The sequence below is a fragment of the Pseudomonas sp. DrBHI1 genome (genome assembly GCF_002205115.1).
GTDB lineage: Bacteria > Pseudomonadota > Gammaproteobacteria > Pseudomonadales > Pseudomonadaceae > Aquipseudomonas > Aquipseudomonas mosselii.
In genome coordinates, this window is record NZ_NIBE01000050.1 from 29254 (window position 1) to 42236 (window position 12983).

Sequence of the window (12983 nt, forward strand, 5' to 3'; positions counted from 1 at the left end):
CGGGTCATCGCCAAGGCCCTGCAGCAACTGGGTTGCCGGGTGCTGCTGACCGACTCGAGCTGGGAGAACATCCGCGCCGCGCGCATGGACAACCTGCCGACCTACTTCGGCAACCCCGCCTCGCAGCACGCCGACGCCCACCTCGACCTGGTCGGCCTGGGCCATCTGCTGGGGCTGTCACCGGCGGGCGAGCTCAACGCCCTGGCCTGCGCGCGCTTTCGCCATGACTTTGGCCAGGCCCGATTGTTCGTGCTGGCCAGCGGTCTTGAAAAAAAGCGCAGCGACAAGCATCGGGCCAGCGAGGAACATCGCGGACAATTACTCGGGTCGAGCCCGATGACCTATGGGCAACTGGCCAAGCTGTTGCACCAGGGTGCCGAGCTGTACAGCACCACGTTGACCGAGGCCTTCGGCTGGGACGACTACCAGCACCTGCATGGCCCGCGGGCCACGCTGCTGTTCGCCCGGGACGGGCAAGGCTGGGTGCATGTGGCCAGCCCGGACAACCCGCTCAAGCCGCAGCCTGGGTGGACACTGGTGGCGCTGGTGGAGCCGGAACTGACCGAGCAGCCCGTAGCGCATTGACTTACGAATGGCCCGGCAATCAGGCCAACGGCAGCACCGGCACCGGGCGCTTGTCCTCGTCGATGGCGACGAAGCTGAACACGCCATGGATCGCCCGCTCCCGCCCGTCGAGGTACATGTTCTCGACGAACACATCCACCTGCACCTGCAGGCTGGTGTTGCCGACCTTGATCACCGTGCCCACCAGCTCAACGATCGAACCGGCCGGGATCGGGTGCTTGAAGTCGATACGATCGGTGGACACGGTCACCAGTGGCAGCCGGCAGAATCGGGTGGCGGCAATGAACGACACTTCGTCCATCCACGCCAGGGCGGTACCGCCGAACAAGGTGTTGTGGTGGTTGGTGGTGTTGGGGAACACCGCTTTGGTCACGCGGGTCACCGAAAGCTCGGTGCGGCGCTGGATTTCCTGGTCTCGGGTGGTCATTTTCGGTCACATCGCAAGGGCGGGTTTCAGAAAACAAAAAAGCAGCCCGAAGGCTGCTTTTTTCTCGCAAGGCGGCCTAGGCCGCCAGGCAAACTGTACTCAGGACAGTTTTTCCTTGATGCGAGCGGCTTTGCCGGACAGGTCGCGCAGGTAGTACAGCTTGGCTTTACGCACGTCACCACGACGTTTCACGGCCAGGCTGTCGATCTGCGGGCTGTAGGTCTGGAAGGTACGCTCTACGCCAACGCCGCTGGAGATCTTGCGCACGGTGAAGGCGCTGTTCAGACCGCGGTTACGCTTGGCGATAACGACGCCTTCGAACGCTTGCAGACGCGAGCGGTCGCCTTCCTTCACTTTAACCTGGACGACAACGGTGTCGCCTGGTGCGAAGGTCGGGATCTCTTTGCTCATCTGCTCGGCTTCGAGCTGCTGGATGATCTTGTTGGTCATGCTGTGCTCCTAAGATGGATACTTGATCCACCATCGATACGTTTAACTATCGTCCCGCTCGCGGATGTATTCCTCGAGCAGCTTCTTCTCTTCTCCAGAAAGCGAGCGACTTTCCAGAAGATCGGCGCGTCGTTCGAAGGTCCTACCAAGGGACTGCTTCATCCGCCAACGCCGGATATGTGCATGGTTGCCACTTAGCAACACGTCGGGAACACGCTGATCCGCATACACCTCGGGTCGGGTGTAATGCGGGCAATCCAGCAGACCGTCGGTGAAAGAGTCTTCCTCCGCCGAGTCCACATGCCCTAAAGCTCCGGGCAGCAGCCGTGTAACCGCATCGATCAGTACCATGGCCGGCAGCTCGCCACCGGAAAGCACATAGTCGCCAATCGACCACTCCTCATCGACATGAGCCTCGATAAAGCGCTCGTCGATGCCTTCATAACGACCGGCGATCAGGATCAACGATTCCTGTTCGGCCAGGCCTTTGACCGCTTGCTGGGTCAGCTTGCGGCCTTGTGGCGAAAGGTAGATCACCTTTGCCGATGCTCCGGTCGCCTGCCTGGCGCTAACCAGGGCGTCTTCCAGAGGCTTGATCTTCATCACCATGCCCGGACCACCGCCAAACGGCCGATCGTCCACGGTGTGGTGGCGATCTGTGGTGTAGTCCCGCGGATTCCAGCAGGTCACTTGCAGCAACCCCTGTTTCACCGCGCGGCTGGTAATGCCGTACTCCGTGATGGCCGAGAACATCTCGGGGAACAACGTGATGACGTCTACGCGAAGGTTACCCATCGTCTAGAAGTCCGCGTCCCACTCAACCCGCATTACGCCTGCTTCCAGGTCGATTGCCAGCACGCATTGCCCGGTATAGGGCAACAGACGCTCGCGATCATCCAGGCTGCCTGCGCAGGGTTTGACCACCATTACATCGTTCGCGCCGGTCTCCAACAGGTGATCGATCTTGCCGAACAGCTGTTCGTCCTGATTGATGACCTTCAGGCCCACCAACTGGTACCAGTAGTACTCGTCGGCTGCCAGGTTGGGCAAAAGGCTCCGCGGTATGCAGATTTCGTAACCGCTCAGAAGACGGGCTTCATCACGATCATCGAGGCCTTTGAGTTTTACGACCAGGCCCTTCTGGGAGCCACGACCGCTGACCAGCTCGACCTGTTTTACCTTGCCTTCGTGCTTGAGCGTCCAGCGCGGATAATCCAACAGGTTTTCAATCGGATCGGTAAAGGAATACACCTTCACCTCGCCGCGAACGCCGTGAACCGAAAAAATCTTGCCAACGACGATGAGGTCGTCAGCCTTTTCTGGCGTCGCGTTCATACTGCTCAGGCTGCAGCCTTGGCAGCTTCCTTCAGCAGCTGAGCAACACGCTCAGACGGCTGTGCGCCCTGGCTCAGCCAGTAGGTGACGCGCTCTTGGTTGACCGACAGCTTGACTTCGGCGCCCGATGCGATCGGGTTGAAGAAGCCAACGCGCTCAACGAAACGGCCGTCACGGGCGTTACGCGAGTTGGTCACGGTCAGGTGGTAGAATGGGCGCTTTTTCGAGCCGCCACGGGCCAGACGAATGGTTACCATGTGAACATCGTTCCTATAGTCGGTGCTGCAAAACTGAATGCCCAATGGGCACACGGGTGCCCAAAAGGCCGCATATTCTCGGGGAATACACGGACATTTGCAAATGCCTTTTTCGGCAATGCCGGGGCCTGCCGATCAGTTCTGCCGGTTTGGGCCACCTCGCGGCGGCCATGATCCCGCCATAGCGGGGGTCTGGCAGACTTCCTCATATAAGGAAGCCCGCCGGATTCTTTTACAGTTTCGGCATGCCGCCACCCGGCAGCATCCCGCCAAGGCCACGCATCATCTTGGCCATGCCGCCCTTGGCGGAGAATTTCTTCATCATCTTCTGCATCTGCTTGTGCTGCTTGATCAAGCGACCGATGTCCTGCACCTGGGTGCCGGAACCGAGGGCGATGCGGCGCTTGCGCGAACCGCTGATCAGGTCGGGGTCGCGACGCTCGGCCGGCGTCATGGAGTTGATGATCGCCTCCATCTGCTTGAACTGCTTCTCGGCCGCGCCCTGGGCATTGCCCATCTGCGACAGGTTCACGCCACCGATGCTCGGCAGCTTGTCCATCAGGCCGCCGAGACCGCCCATGTTCTTCATCTGCTGCAGTTGGTCGCGGAAGTCCTCGAGATCGAAGCCCTTGCCCTTCTTCAGCTTCTTGGCCAGCTTGTCGGCCTTGGCCTTGTCGATGCTCTGCTCGGCCTGCTCGATCAGGCTGAGCACATCGCCCATGCCAAGGATGCGCGAGGCAATGCGATCAGGGTGGAACGGTTCCAGGGCCTCGGTTTTCTCGCCCATGCCGATGAACTTGATCGGCTTGCCGGTGATGGCGCGCACCGACAGCGCGGCACCGCCACGGGCGTCGCCGTCGACCTTGGTCAGCACCACGCCGGTCAGCGGCAGGGCGTCGCCGAAGGCCTTGGCGGTGTTGGCCGCGTCCTGGCCGGTCATGGCGTCGACCACGAACAGGGTCTCGATCGGCTTGACCGCAGCATGCAGGGCCTTGATCTCGTCCATCATGTCGGCGTCGACATGCAGGCGACCGGCGGTATCGACGATCACCACGTCGATGAACTTGAGCTTGGCCTCGCGGATCGCCGCCTCGGCGATGGCCACTGGCTTCTGGCTGATATCGGACGGGAAGAAGGTCACCCCGATATCGTTAGCCAGGGTTTCGAGCTGCTTGATCGCCGCCGGACGGTAGACGTCGGCCGACACCACCATCACGCTCTTCTTCTTGCGCTCTTTCAGGTGACGCGCCAGCTTGCCGGCGGTGGTGGTCTTACCGGCACCTTGCAGACCGGCCATCAGCACCACGGCAGGCGGCGCGGCGTTGAGCGTCAGCTCTTCGTTGGCCGCGCCCATCAGGCTTTCCAGCTCGGCCTGGACGATCTTCACGAAGGCCTGGCCTGGCGTCAGGCTGCGCGACACCTCAGTGCCGACCGCGCGCTCCTTGACGCTGTTGACGAAATCCTTGACCACCGGCAGGGCGACGTCGGCCTCGAGCAGGGCCATGCGCACTTCGCGCAGCGTGTCCTTGATGTTGTCTTCGGTCAGCTTGGCCTTGCCGGTGACATGGCGTAGCGTCTGTGACAGGCGGTCGGTCAGGTTTTCGAACATGGTGATCCTTTCAGGCCCAGTGAAGCCGAGGTTTTTCAGATGCCCAGGTGAACATGTACACGCGCCGGGCAGAGCAAGGCGGCGATTATAGCGGAGACTGCTTCCTACGCACACCTCGCTCGGGACCACCGGCTAGCCCCACGATTGACACGCAGTCTTCCTTGCCCACCGCGATCTATGCCAAACTCCGTCCCTTTAGGGCTTGCCTGCCAGGACTTATGTTCTCTTCACCCAGCCTCATCCCCAATCTGCTCGCTGCCTTCCTCTATCTGGCCGCGTCCGTCTACCAGGCCACCGGGCTGGCCCGTGGCGCCCGCGCCGACAAACGGCTGCTGGGCCTGCTCGGCACGTTGGCGGTGGTCGCCCAGGGCGGCGCCCTGTTCTTCCAGCTGATCACGCCCCTGGGCCTGAGCCTGGACTTCTTCAGCGCCGCCAGCCTGATCGCCGTGGCGGTGATCGGCCTGACCCTGCTCGCCTGCCTGAGCATCCCGGTGGAGAACCTGCTGGTGCTGCTGTTCCCGCTTGGCGCGGTGACCGCGCTGCTGGCCCAGTTCGCCCCGCCCGGCACGGTGCCGCTGATCAACGAAGAGCCCGGCATTCTCGCGCACATCCTGCTGTCGATCCTGGCCTACGGCCTGTTCACCATCGCCGTGTTCCAGGCCCTGCTGCTGTTGCTGCAGGACCACCAGCTCAAACACAAGCATCCGTCCGGGCTGATCCGCAACTTCCCGCCGCTGCAGACCATGGAAAGCCTGCTGTTCGGCTTCCTCTGGGCCGGCTGGGTGCTGCTGTCGCTGTCGCTGATCTCCGGCTGGCTGTTCCTCGACAACCTGTTCGCCCAGCATCTGGTGCACAAGACCCTGCTGGCCTGCGTGGCCTGGGTCGTGTTCAGCGTGCTGCTGTGGGGCCGTACCCGCCTCGGCTGGCGCGGGCACAAGGCTATCCGCTGGACCCTGGCCGGCTTCTGCCTGCTGATGCTGGCCTATTTCGGCAGCAAGCTGGTCCGCGAATTCATCCTGCATATCTGACGGTCGCCCATGGACACCCTGCCGTACGCCCCGCTGCTCGGCATCATCGCACTGGCGCTGCTGTGGTCGGCGTTGTTCACCGCGGTCGACAGCGCCCGCCAGCAAGCCACTGGCCAGGGCGACGCCACTCTCCCCGCCCAGGGCCTGGTGCTCGGCGCCAGCCTCGGCAAGTTGCTGGTGCTGGGCCTGGCCTGCCTGATCGGCCAGCGCTACGACGGTGAGCACGGTTTCTGGCTGGCGGGCCTCGGGGCCGCCTTCACCCTGCTGGTGCTCGCCGACTACCTGCCACGCCGCCTGGCCCGCCGCGACCCGCAAGCCTTCCTGAGTCTGGGCGATAACCTGCTTAAATGGCCGCTGGCGCTGCTGCAGCCGCTGGGCTGCCTGCTCGACGGCTGCGCCAAGCAGATCCTGCGCCCGTTCCGCGCGCAACCCACGGCGGTGGCCCTGCATCCGCAAGCAGACGACGACTTCGACCAGGACGGCCCGACTGACAGCACCCGCCACGGCCTGCTCGAAGGCCTGCAGGCACTGGACAAGATCACCGTCAACGACATCCTCGTGCCACGAAACGAAGTCGACGGCATCAACCTCGACGACCCCATCGAACGCATCATCGAGCAACTGATCGTCAGCCGTCACACCCGCCTGCCGGTCTACCACAACGACATCAACCAGGTCGAAGCGGTACTCAACACCAAGCTGATCAGCCACCTGCTGCCGCGAGCCGAGCTGACCCCTGAGAAACTCCAGGCGGCCTGTTACGAACCCTACTTCGTCCCCGAAAGCACCCCGCTGCAGATGCAGTTGCTGAACTTCCACAAGCAGCAGCGGCGCATGGGCGTGGTGGTGGACGAGTACGGCGAGGTGCTGGGCATCGTCACCCTGGAGGATATCCTCGAGGAGATCGTCGGCGAGTTCGAGGACGAGCAGAGCCTGGACAACCCTCACGTCCACCCCCAACCCGATGGCCGCTTCGTCATCGAGGGGACGGCCTCGCTGCGCGAGATCAACCGCACCCTTGGCTGGCACCTGCCCTGCGACGGCGGGCCGAAAACCCTCAACGGGCTGGTCACCGAGGCATTGGAAAGCATCCCGGCAAGCGCGGTATGTCTCAAAATTGGCAGATATCGGCTGGAAATCCTCGAAACCGAGGATAATTGCGCGAGCAAGGTACTGGTCTGGACACTGACTCGCTAGCTATACTCGAAACACGCTTACCCAGCCCTGCCGTCCCGCCCGCTATCCGCACCCAGCGCCCGACGGCCAGTCCGCACCACTGACACGCCCCGCGGTCCTGCTTCAGCACCCCGAACAGCAACCGCTCACCGCCTATCCCCTGGGCTATCGTCAGTCGCGCGACCAACAACAATACGCTCCGGCTCCCGTGTGCCCGTCACATGGGCCGTGCCCCATGGAGCATGACTGTCAGGGACCTTCGCATGACTACCAGCAGCACCTACGCCGAACCTGCCTCGGCAACACCGGTCAATTCGCCGGCCCGGGTGGCCACCGCCAGTTTCATCGGCACCGCCATCGAGTTCTACGATTTCTACGTCTACGCCACCGCCGCCGCGCTGGTGATCGGGCCGGTATTCTTCCCGTCAGGCTCCGGCACCGCGCAGATGCTCGCGGCCTTTCTCACCTTTGGTATCGCCTTCCTCGCCCGCCCGCTGGGCTCGGCGCTGTTCGGCCACTTTGGCGACCGCATCGGGCGCAAGTCGACGCTGGTCGCCTCGCTGCTGCTGATGGGCGTGTCCACCACGCTGATCGGCGTGCTGCCCGGCTATGACAGCATCGGCGTCTGGGCGCCGATCATCCTTTGCCTGCTCCGCTTCGGCCAAGGCCTGGGGCTGGGCGGCGAATGGGGCGGCGCGGCGCTGCTGGCCACCGAGAACGCGCCACAGGGCAAGCGCGCCTGGTTCGGCATGTTCCCGCAGCTGGGCCCGTCGATCGGCTTTCTCGCCGCCAACGGCCTGTTCCTCACCCTGGCCCTGGTGCTCAGCGACGAGCAGTTCCGCGAATGGGGCTGGCGCATTCCGTTCCTGCTCAGCGCGGCGCTGGTGCTGGTCGGCCTGTACGTGCGCCTGAAGCTGGAGGAAAGCCCGGTGTTCGCCAAGGCGGTCGCCCGTCACGAACGGGTGAAGATGCCGGTGGTCGACCTGTTCGCCCGCTACTGGCTGCCGACCCTGCTGGGCGCCGCGGCCATGGTGGTGTGCTATGCGCTGTTCTACATCTCCACGGTATTCTCGCTCAGCTATGGCGTGACCACCCTCGGCTACAGTCGCGAGACCTTCCTCGGCCTGCTGTGCTTCGCGGTGGTGTTCATGGCCCTGGCCACGCCGCTGTCGGCCTGGCTCAGCGACCGTTACGGGCGCAAGCCGGTGCTGGTGGTCGGCGGCCTGCTGGCGATCGCCTCGGGTTTCACCATGGAACCGCTGCTGACCTCGGGCTCTACCACGGGCGTGGCGCTGTTCCTGGCCATCGAGCTGTTCCTGATGGGGGTGACCTTCGCGCCGATGGGCGCGCTGCTGCCCGAGCTGTTCCCGACCCATGTGCGCTACACCGGCGCCTCGGCGGCCTACAACCTGGGCGGTATCGTCGGCGCCTCGGCGGCACCGTTCTTTGCCCAGAAGCTGGTGAGCATGGGGGGATTGAGCTGGGTGGGAGGGTATGTGTCAGTGGCGGCGGTGATCAGCCTGATTGCCGTGTTGTGCCTGAAAGAGACGCGCAATACCGAGCTTTGAAGCAATCGCGGGGCAAGCCCGCTCCCACGCCAGGCTGATACTGGCGTGGGAGCGGGCTTGCCCCGCGATCGTTTCAGGTCAGAACTCGACTTTCACGGCTTGCGAAGCACGGGTCGCCTTGGCCCGGGCGGCCTCGACCGACTCGTCGCGAGCCAGGCACACGCCCATGCGGCGGGTGCCGTTGATCTCCGGCTTGCCGAACAGGCGAATGGCGGTATCCGGCTCGCTCAGGGCGGCGCCGAGGTTGGCGAAGCTGGTCTGCTGCGACTGGCCTTCCGGCAGGATCACCGCCGAGGCCGATGGACCGAACTGGCGCACCACCGGGATCGGCAGGCCGAGAATGGCCCGGGCATGCAGGGCGAACTGCGACAGGTCCTGGGAGATCAGGGTCACAAGGCCGGTGTCGTGCGGACGCGGCGAGACCTCGCTGAACCACACCTGGTCGCCCTTGACGAACAGCTCCACGCCGAACAGACCACGCCCGCCCAACGCGTCGGTGACCGCCTGGGCCACCCGCTGCGACTCGGCCAAGGCCTTCGGGCTCATGGCCTGGGGTTGCCAGGACTCCTGATAGTCGCCCTTCTCCTGACGGTGACCGACCGGCGCGAGGAAAGTGGTGCCGCCCACATGGCGCACGGTCAGCAGGGTGATCTCGTACTCAAAGTCGATGAAGCCCTCGATGATCACCCGGCCCTTGCCGGCGCGGCCACCTTCCTGGGCGTAGTCCCAGGCTTTTCGCAGGTCATCGTCGCCACGCAGCAGGCTCTGGCCCTTGCCCGAGGAGCTCATCACCGGCTTGACCACGCACGGGTAGCCCAGGTCGGCCACGGCCTTGGCGTAGTCCTCGTAGGTGTCGGCGAAGTGATACGGCGAAGTCGGCAGGTCGAGCTCTTCGGCCGCCAGGCGGCGGATGCCTTCGCGGTTCATGGTCAGCTGGGTGGCGCGGGCGGTGGGCACCACGTTGAAGCCTTCGTTTTCCAGCTCGACCAAGGTGGCGGTGGCGATGGCCTCGATCTCGGGCACGATGTAGTGCGGTTTCTCAGCCTCGATCACCGCGCGCAGGGCGACGCCGTCGAGCATGTTGATCACATGGCTGCGGTGCGCGACCTGCATGGCCGGCGCGTTGGCGTAACGGTCCACGGCAATCACCTCGACACCCAGGCGCTGCAGCTCGATCACCACTTCCTTGCCCAGTTCGCCGCAGCCGCACAGCAGTACACGGGTCGCGGTGGGCGACAATGGGGTTCCGATACGGGTCATTTCAGGTCCTCGAAGGCGTCCGGGGCCGCGCCACGCTGGCTGCCGCCCGCTGAAAAATGGACCGGTATTCTACATCAGGATGTGGCCACCGCGCGCCGTGCCCGCCAGGCCATGATCAACCAGACCGCCGTTACCCCGGCGAACTTCGAGGCCAGCGCCGTGCCGATCACCGCCGGGGTCAGCGCGCCGATCATGCCGAAGAAGATGAAGGTGTCGACCGGGATGCTCAGCGCCGAACTCAGCCACAGGCGGTCACGCAAAGGCCGTCGGGTGACGCTGAACACCAGCCAGTCGATCAGCTCGGAGACGAAGAACGCGGTGGCGCTGGCCAGGGCGATGGCCGGCTCCGACGTCGCGTAGGACAGCACCAGCGCCGCCAGCATGGCCAGCAACGCGCCGTGGCCGTAGCGGGTCTGCACCATGTCGCGCAGGATGAACACCAATCCGCCCCAGGCGGACCAGATCACGTCCAGGTGCGGCGCGCTGGAAAAGGCGTAGTTGATCAGCACCACGCTGCTGATGTAGGCGATGAGATAGAACATGGTCTTTGCGTTCGGTGGGCCAGCCGCACAGATTAGCGCCGGCCCCATCGCGGGACAAGCCCGCTCCCACACCACCGGCGTCCCGTGTTACAGACCAATCACCAGCCCCGCCGCCAGCGCCCGCTCATGGCATTTTTTGAGCACCTCCCGGCGCTGCTCGTTGTCCATCCGCCCCCAGCGGGTGATCTCGTCCACCGTGCGCTGGCACCCGGTGCAGATATCCTGCTCGTCCAGCGCGCAGATGCTGACGCAGGGCGAGGCCACGGGCCGTTCGTCAGTCTTCATCGATCACCAGCTCACGCGCATAGCGCTGGGCGTTGTGCACGTAGTGCGCGGCGCTGGCCTCGAGCATGCGCTTCTGCTGCTCGGTAAGCTCGCGCACCACTTTGCCCGGCGAGCCCATCACCAGCGAACCGTCGGGAATTTCCTTGCCTTCGGGGATCAGCGCATTGGCGCCGATGATGCAATGCTTGCCGATCCGCGCCCCATTGAGAATCACCGCGTTGATGCCGATCAGGCTGTAGTCCCCGACCGTGCAGCCGTGCAGCATGGCGTTGTGGCCGATGGTCACGCCACGGCCGATGGTCAGCGGCGCACCCATGTCGGTGTGCATCACCGTGCCGTCCTGGACGTTGCTGTCCTCGCCGATGTCGATCAGCTCGTTGTCGCCGCGCAGCACCGCGCCGAACCAGACGCTGGCACGCGCCTGCAGGCGCACCTTGCCGATCAGCGTGGCGTTGGGCGCGGTCCAGCTCTCGGGATGGGTCTCGACCCGCAGGTCGCCCAGGCGGTATTTCATGTATCGCTCCTCACGGTTGAACGCGGTGGCGGGGTGTACCCCGCTCAGTTCTTGATGAAACGCTCGGGTGGCTGGTGCAGGCTGATGCCGGCATCGAACAGCAGGTTGACCAGTTCGACGATCATGATCGCCGACAAGCCCCAGATCTTGTAGTCGCCGTAACGGTAGCTGGGCACGTACCAGCTGCGCCCCTGGTAGTCGATGCGATGGGTGTGATCACGGGGATCCTGACGGAAGAACGCCAGCGGCACGGTGAACACTGCGGCGATTTCGGCGTCATTGGCGCGGTACTCGACATAGTCGGGGATCAAACCGACGAACGGTGTCACCTTCAGGCCGTGCAACGAGATCACCGGGCTCAGCGGCCCGATCACCTCGACCAGCCCGGGCGGCAGGCCGATTTCTTCCTCGGCCTCGCGCAGGGCGGTGAACACCAGGTCGGGGTCTTCCGGATCGCGCCGACCGCCTGGAAAGGCAACTTCGCCGCCGTGGGTCGACAGGCCCTGGGCGCGCAGGGTCAGCACCAGCTCCGGCTCTTCGCTACGGGTAATGGGCAACAACACCGCCGCTTCTGGGAAACGGCGGTCCGTCTCCAGTGACGCGGGGGTATGGTTGCTCATTCGGCGAAGAAGCTCGTCCAGCATTACGCACTCTCGTGTCCAAGGCCTGCCCTGCATGATGCACCAAAGCCGCGAGGCACCCAAGCCCCGCCCGCAGGCCGCTTGCGGTGGGCGGGCCGGGCGCGCCAAGATAGTCCGACCCCATTGGAATGAATGTAAGCATGAAATTCTGCAGCGCGTGCGGCCAACCGGTCACCCAGCGGATCCCCGAAGGCGACAGCCGCCTGCGGTATGTCTGCGACCATTGCCAGACCATCCACTACCAGAACCCCAACATCGTCGCCGGGGTGCTGCCCACCTGGCGTTCCCAGGTGCTGCTGTGCCGCCGCGCCATCGAGCCGCGCCGGGGCTTCTGGACCTTGCCCGCCGGGTTCATGGAGAACGGCGAGACCCTGGATGCCGCCGCCCGTCGCGAAACCGTCGAGGAGGCCTGCGCCCGGGTAGCCGAGATGAGCCTGTACCAGCTGTTCGACCTGCCGCACATCAACCAGGTACACGTGTTCTTCCGTGCCGAGCTGGCCGACCTGGACTTCGCCGTGGGCATCGAGAGCCTGGAGGTGCGCCTGTTCGAGGAACACGAGATCCCCTGGGGCGAGCTGGCTTTCCGCACCGTCACACGCACACTAGAATGCTATTATCGCGACCGCATCAGGCAGCACTACCCCATAGGCCATGAATACCTGCCGCCGATGAACGTTTCGTCGCCCACCATTTAAGTCTTCAGGGATACGGTTTCATGCGCTGGCTGCTTGCCCTCTTCTGCCTCAGTGTCGCCTCGGTGTCGCAAGCCGCCTTCACCGAGACCATCATCCGCAAGACACCGTCGGCCGTGCAGTCGCCGGCCCAGCCCGCCACTGGCGGCGCCCAGCAGGAACGGCTGATCGACAAGGTGCTGGTGATCAAGTCCGAACGCCGCCTGCAGTTGATCAGCCGCGGCGAGCCGCTCAAGACCTACCGCATCTCCCTGGGCAAGCAGCCCAAGGGCGCCAAGCAGCGCGAGGGCGACAAGAAGACCCCCGAAGGGCTGTACTGGCTTGACTGGCGCAAGGTCAGCGACCGCTACAACCTGGCCATGCACATCTCCTACCCGAACATCACCGACGCCGCCAAGGCCCGCAGCGAAGGCGTGCCCGCCGGCAGCATGATCATGATCCACGGCACGCCGATCAACGAGGAGTACCCCGAGTGGTACTTCCACACCCTCGACTGGACCGAGGGCTGCATCGCCATGCGCAATGACGACATGCGCGAGGTGTGGAGCATGGTCAAGGACGGCACGCTGATCGAAATCCGGCCCTGATCCTCTCGACACATCCGATTACGACGA

The 12983-nt window shown here is 64.3% G+C and carries 16 protein-coding genes and 1 pseudogene; 6 read left to right on the plus strand and 11 right to left on the minus strand.

Features of this window, described 5'->3' with window-relative positions; translation table 11 throughout:
* Nucleotides 1–585, plus strand: a pseudogene (locus CC207_RS27140) (sodium:proton antiporter); the annotation flags it as partial.
* A gap of 19 nt (nucleotides 586–604) precedes the next feature.
* Here CC207_RS27140 and CC207_RS09010 read toward each other — a convergent pair.
* From CC207_RS09010 to ffh, 6 genes are all read right to left on the minus strand, one after another.
* Entirely contained in the window at nucleotides 605–1012 is a 408-nt protein-coding gene (locus tag CC207_RS09010; RefSeq protein ID WP_023629813.1) for an acyl-CoA thioesterase, read from the minus strand.
* 99 nt (nucleotides 1013–1111) lie between these two features.
* A complete protein-coding gene (gene rplS / locus CC207_RS09015) occupies nucleotides 1112–1462 on the minus strand; it encodes a 50S ribosomal protein L19 (protein WP_011535315.1) in 351 nt (116 codons plus the stop codon).
* Nucleotides 1463–1504: 42 nt separating this feature from the next.
* Nucleotides 1505–2257, minus strand: coding sequence for a tRNA (guanosine(37)-N1)-methyltransferase TrmD (gene trmD, locus CC207_RS09020; protein WP_028691588.1), 753 nt, complete (start codon nucleotides 2255–2257; stop codon nucleotides 1505–1507).
* A gap of 3 nt (nucleotides 2258–2260) precedes the next feature.
* Nucleotides 2261–2797: a ribosome maturation factor RimM gene (gene rimM / locus CC207_RS09025; RefSeq protein ID WP_028691589.1), complete on the minus strand. Its 537-nt coding sequence runs from the start codon at nucleotides 2795–2797 to the stop codon at nucleotides 2261–2263.
* A 5-nt stretch (nucleotides 2798–2802) separates the two neighbouring features.
* Nucleotides 2803–3054: a 30S ribosomal protein S16 gene (rpsP, locus tag CC207_RS09030; RefSeq protein ID WP_011535318.1), complete on the minus strand. Its 252-nt coding sequence runs from the start codon at nucleotides 3052–3054 to the stop codon at nucleotides 2803–2805.
* Nucleotides 3055–3286: 232 nt separating this feature from the next.
* Entirely contained in the window at nucleotides 3287–4663 is a 1377-nt protein-coding gene (ffh, locus tag CC207_RS09035) for a signal recognition particle protein (RefSeq protein WP_088851963.1), read from the minus strand.
* A 218-nt stretch (nucleotides 4664–4881) separates the two neighbouring features.
* Here ffh and CC207_RS09040 point away from each other — a divergent pair, with 218 nt between their 5' ends.
* The 3 genes from CC207_RS09040 to CC207_RS09050 all read left to right on the plus strand — a co-directional run bounded on the left by CC207_RS09040 (nucleotide 4882) and on the right by CC207_RS09050 (nucleotide 8435).
* A complete protein-coding gene (locus tag CC207_RS09040; RefSeq protein WP_088851964.1) occupies nucleotides 4882–5691 on the plus strand; it encodes an inner membrane protein YpjD in 810 nt (269 codons plus the stop codon).
* 9 nt (nucleotides 5692–5700) lie between these two features.
* On the plus strand, nucleotides 5701–6888 hold the full coding sequence (locus CC207_RS09045; RefSeq protein ID WP_088851965.1) for a transporter associated domain-containing protein: 1188 nt from the start codon (nucleotides 5701–5703) through the stop codon (nucleotides 6886–6888).
* A gap of 242 nt (nucleotides 6889–7130) precedes the next feature.
* Nucleotides 7131–8435, plus strand: coding sequence for an MFS transporter (locus tag CC207_RS09050; protein WP_062574980.1), 1305 nt, complete (start codon nucleotides 7131–7133; stop codon nucleotides 8433–8435).
* A 78-nt stretch (nucleotides 8436–8513) separates the two neighbouring features.
* On the opposite strand, the gene purT is transcribed toward CC207_RS09050, so the two are convergent.
* From purT to CC207_RS09075, 5 genes are all read right to left on the minus strand, one after another.
* Nucleotides 8514–9695 carry a formate-dependent phosphoribosylglycinamide formyltransferase gene (gene purT, locus CC207_RS09055; RefSeq protein WP_050704195.1) on the minus strand — a complete coding sequence of 394 codons (1182 nt, stop codon included), beginning with the start codon at nucleotides 9693–9695 and terminating at the stop codon, nucleotides 8514–8516.
* 74 nt (nucleotides 9696–9769) lie between these two features.
* Nucleotides 9770–10237, minus strand: coding sequence for a VUT family protein (locus CC207_RS09060; RefSeq protein ID WP_028691595.1), 468 nt, complete (start codon nucleotides 10235–10237; stop codon nucleotides 9770–9772).
* Nucleotides 10238–10324: 87 nt separating this feature from the next.
* The gene (locus CC207_RS09065; RefSeq protein ID WP_028691596.1) at nucleotides 10325–10522 is read right to left on the minus strand and encodes a DUF1289 domain-containing protein; all 198 of its coding nucleotides are present in this window, start codon (nucleotides 10520–10522) and stop codon (nucleotides 10325–10327) included.
* The gene (locus tag CC207_RS09070) at nucleotides 10512–11036 is read right to left on the minus strand and encodes a gamma carbonic anhydrase family protein (protein ID WP_069016784.1); all 525 of its coding nucleotides are present in this window, start codon (nucleotides 11034–11036) and stop codon (nucleotides 10512–10514) included. The genes CC207_RS09065 and CC207_RS09070 overlap by 11 nt, the downstream gene beginning before the upstream one ends.
* A gap of 44 nt (nucleotides 11037–11080) precedes the next feature.
* On the minus strand, nucleotides 11081–11680 hold the full coding sequence (locus CC207_RS09075; protein ID WP_028691598.1) for a CoA pyrophosphatase: 600 nt from the start codon (nucleotides 11678–11680) through the stop codon (nucleotides 11081–11083).
* Between the two features lie 137 nt (nucleotides 11681–11817).
* On the opposite strand from CC207_RS09075, the gene CC207_RS09080 reads away from it, so the two are divergent.
* Nucleotides 11818–12372 (plus strand): NUDIX hydrolase, encoded by a 555-nt coding sequence (locus CC207_RS09080; RefSeq protein ID WP_028691599.1) that lies wholly within the window; start codon nucleotides 11818–11820, stop codon nucleotides 12370–12372.
* A 20-nt stretch (nucleotides 12373–12392) separates the two neighbouring features.
* Nucleotides 12393–12956: a murein L,D-transpeptidase family protein gene (locus tag CC207_RS09085; protein ID WP_028691600.1), complete on the plus strand. Its 564-nt coding sequence runs from the start codon at nucleotides 12393–12395 to the stop codon at nucleotides 12954–12956.
* Nucleotides 12957–12983 lie beyond the last annotated feature (27 nt).

What these genes read in the sequence shown, in the direction of transcription:
- CC207_RS09070 (WP_069016784.1), bottom strand. Translation starts at nt 11,036, where the DNA reads ATGAAATACCGCCTGGGCGACCTGCGGGTCGAGACCCATCCCGAGAGC.
- CC207_RS09085 (WP_028691600.1), top strand. Translation starts at nt 12,393, where the DNA reads ATGCGCTGGCTGCTTGCCCTCTTCTGCCTCAGTGTCGCCTCGGTGTCG.
- CC207_RS09010 (WP_023629813.1), bottom strand. Translation starts at nt 1,012, where the DNA reads ATGACCACCCGAGACCAGGAAATCCAGCGCCGCACCGAGCTTTCGGTG.
- CC207_RS09050 (WP_062574980.1), top strand. Translation starts at nt 7,131, where the DNA reads ATGACTACCAGCAGCACCTACGCCGAACCTGCCTCGGCAACACCGGTC.
- purT (WP_050704195.1), bottom strand. Translation starts at nt 9,695, where the DNA reads ATGACCCGTATCGGAACCCCATTGTCGCCCACCGCGACCCGTGTACTG.
- trmD (WP_028691588.1), bottom strand. Translation starts at nt 2,257, where the DNA reads ATGGGTAACCTTCGCGTAGACGTCATCACGTTGTTCCCCGAGATGTTC.
- rplS (WP_011535315.1), bottom strand. Translation starts at nt 1,462, where the DNA reads ATGACCAACAAGATCATCCAGCAGCTCGAAGCCGAGCAGATGAGCAAA.
- CC207_RS09060 (WP_028691595.1), bottom strand. Translation starts at nt 10,237, where the DNA reads ATGTTCTATCTCATCGCCTACATCAGCAGCGTGGTGCTGATCAACTAC.
- ffh (WP_088851963.1), bottom strand. Translation starts at nt 4,663, where the DNA reads ATGTTCGAAAACCTGACCGACCGCCTGTCACAGACGCTACGCCATGTC.
- rpsP (WP_011535318.1), bottom strand. Translation starts at nt 3,054, where the DNA reads ATGGTAACCATTCGTCTGGCCCGTGGCGGCTCGAAAAAGCGCCCATTC.
- CC207_RS09075 (WP_028691598.1), bottom strand. Translation starts at nt 11,680, where the DNA reads ATGCTGGACGAGCTTCTTCGCCGAATGAGCAACCATACCCCCGCGTCA.
- CC207_RS09045 (WP_088851965.1), top strand. Translation starts at nt 5,701, where the DNA reads ATGGACACCCTGCCGTACGCCCCGCTGCTCGGCATCATCGCACTGGCG.
- rimM (WP_028691589.1), bottom strand. Translation starts at nt 2,797, where the DNA reads ATGAACGCGACGCCAGAAAAGGCTGACGACCTCATCGTCGTTGGCAAG.
- CC207_RS09080 (WP_028691599.1), top strand. Translation starts at nt 11,818, where the DNA reads ATGAAATTCTGCAGCGCGTGCGGCCAACCGGTCACCCAGCGGATCCCC.
- CC207_RS09065 (WP_028691596.1), bottom strand. Translation starts at nt 10,522, where the DNA reads ATGAAGACTGACGAACGGCCCGTGGCCTCGCCCTGCGTCAGCATCTGC.
- CC207_RS09040 (WP_088851964.1), top strand. Translation starts at nt 4,882, where the DNA reads ATGTTCTCTTCACCCAGCCTCATCCCCAATCTGCTCGCTGCCTTCCTC.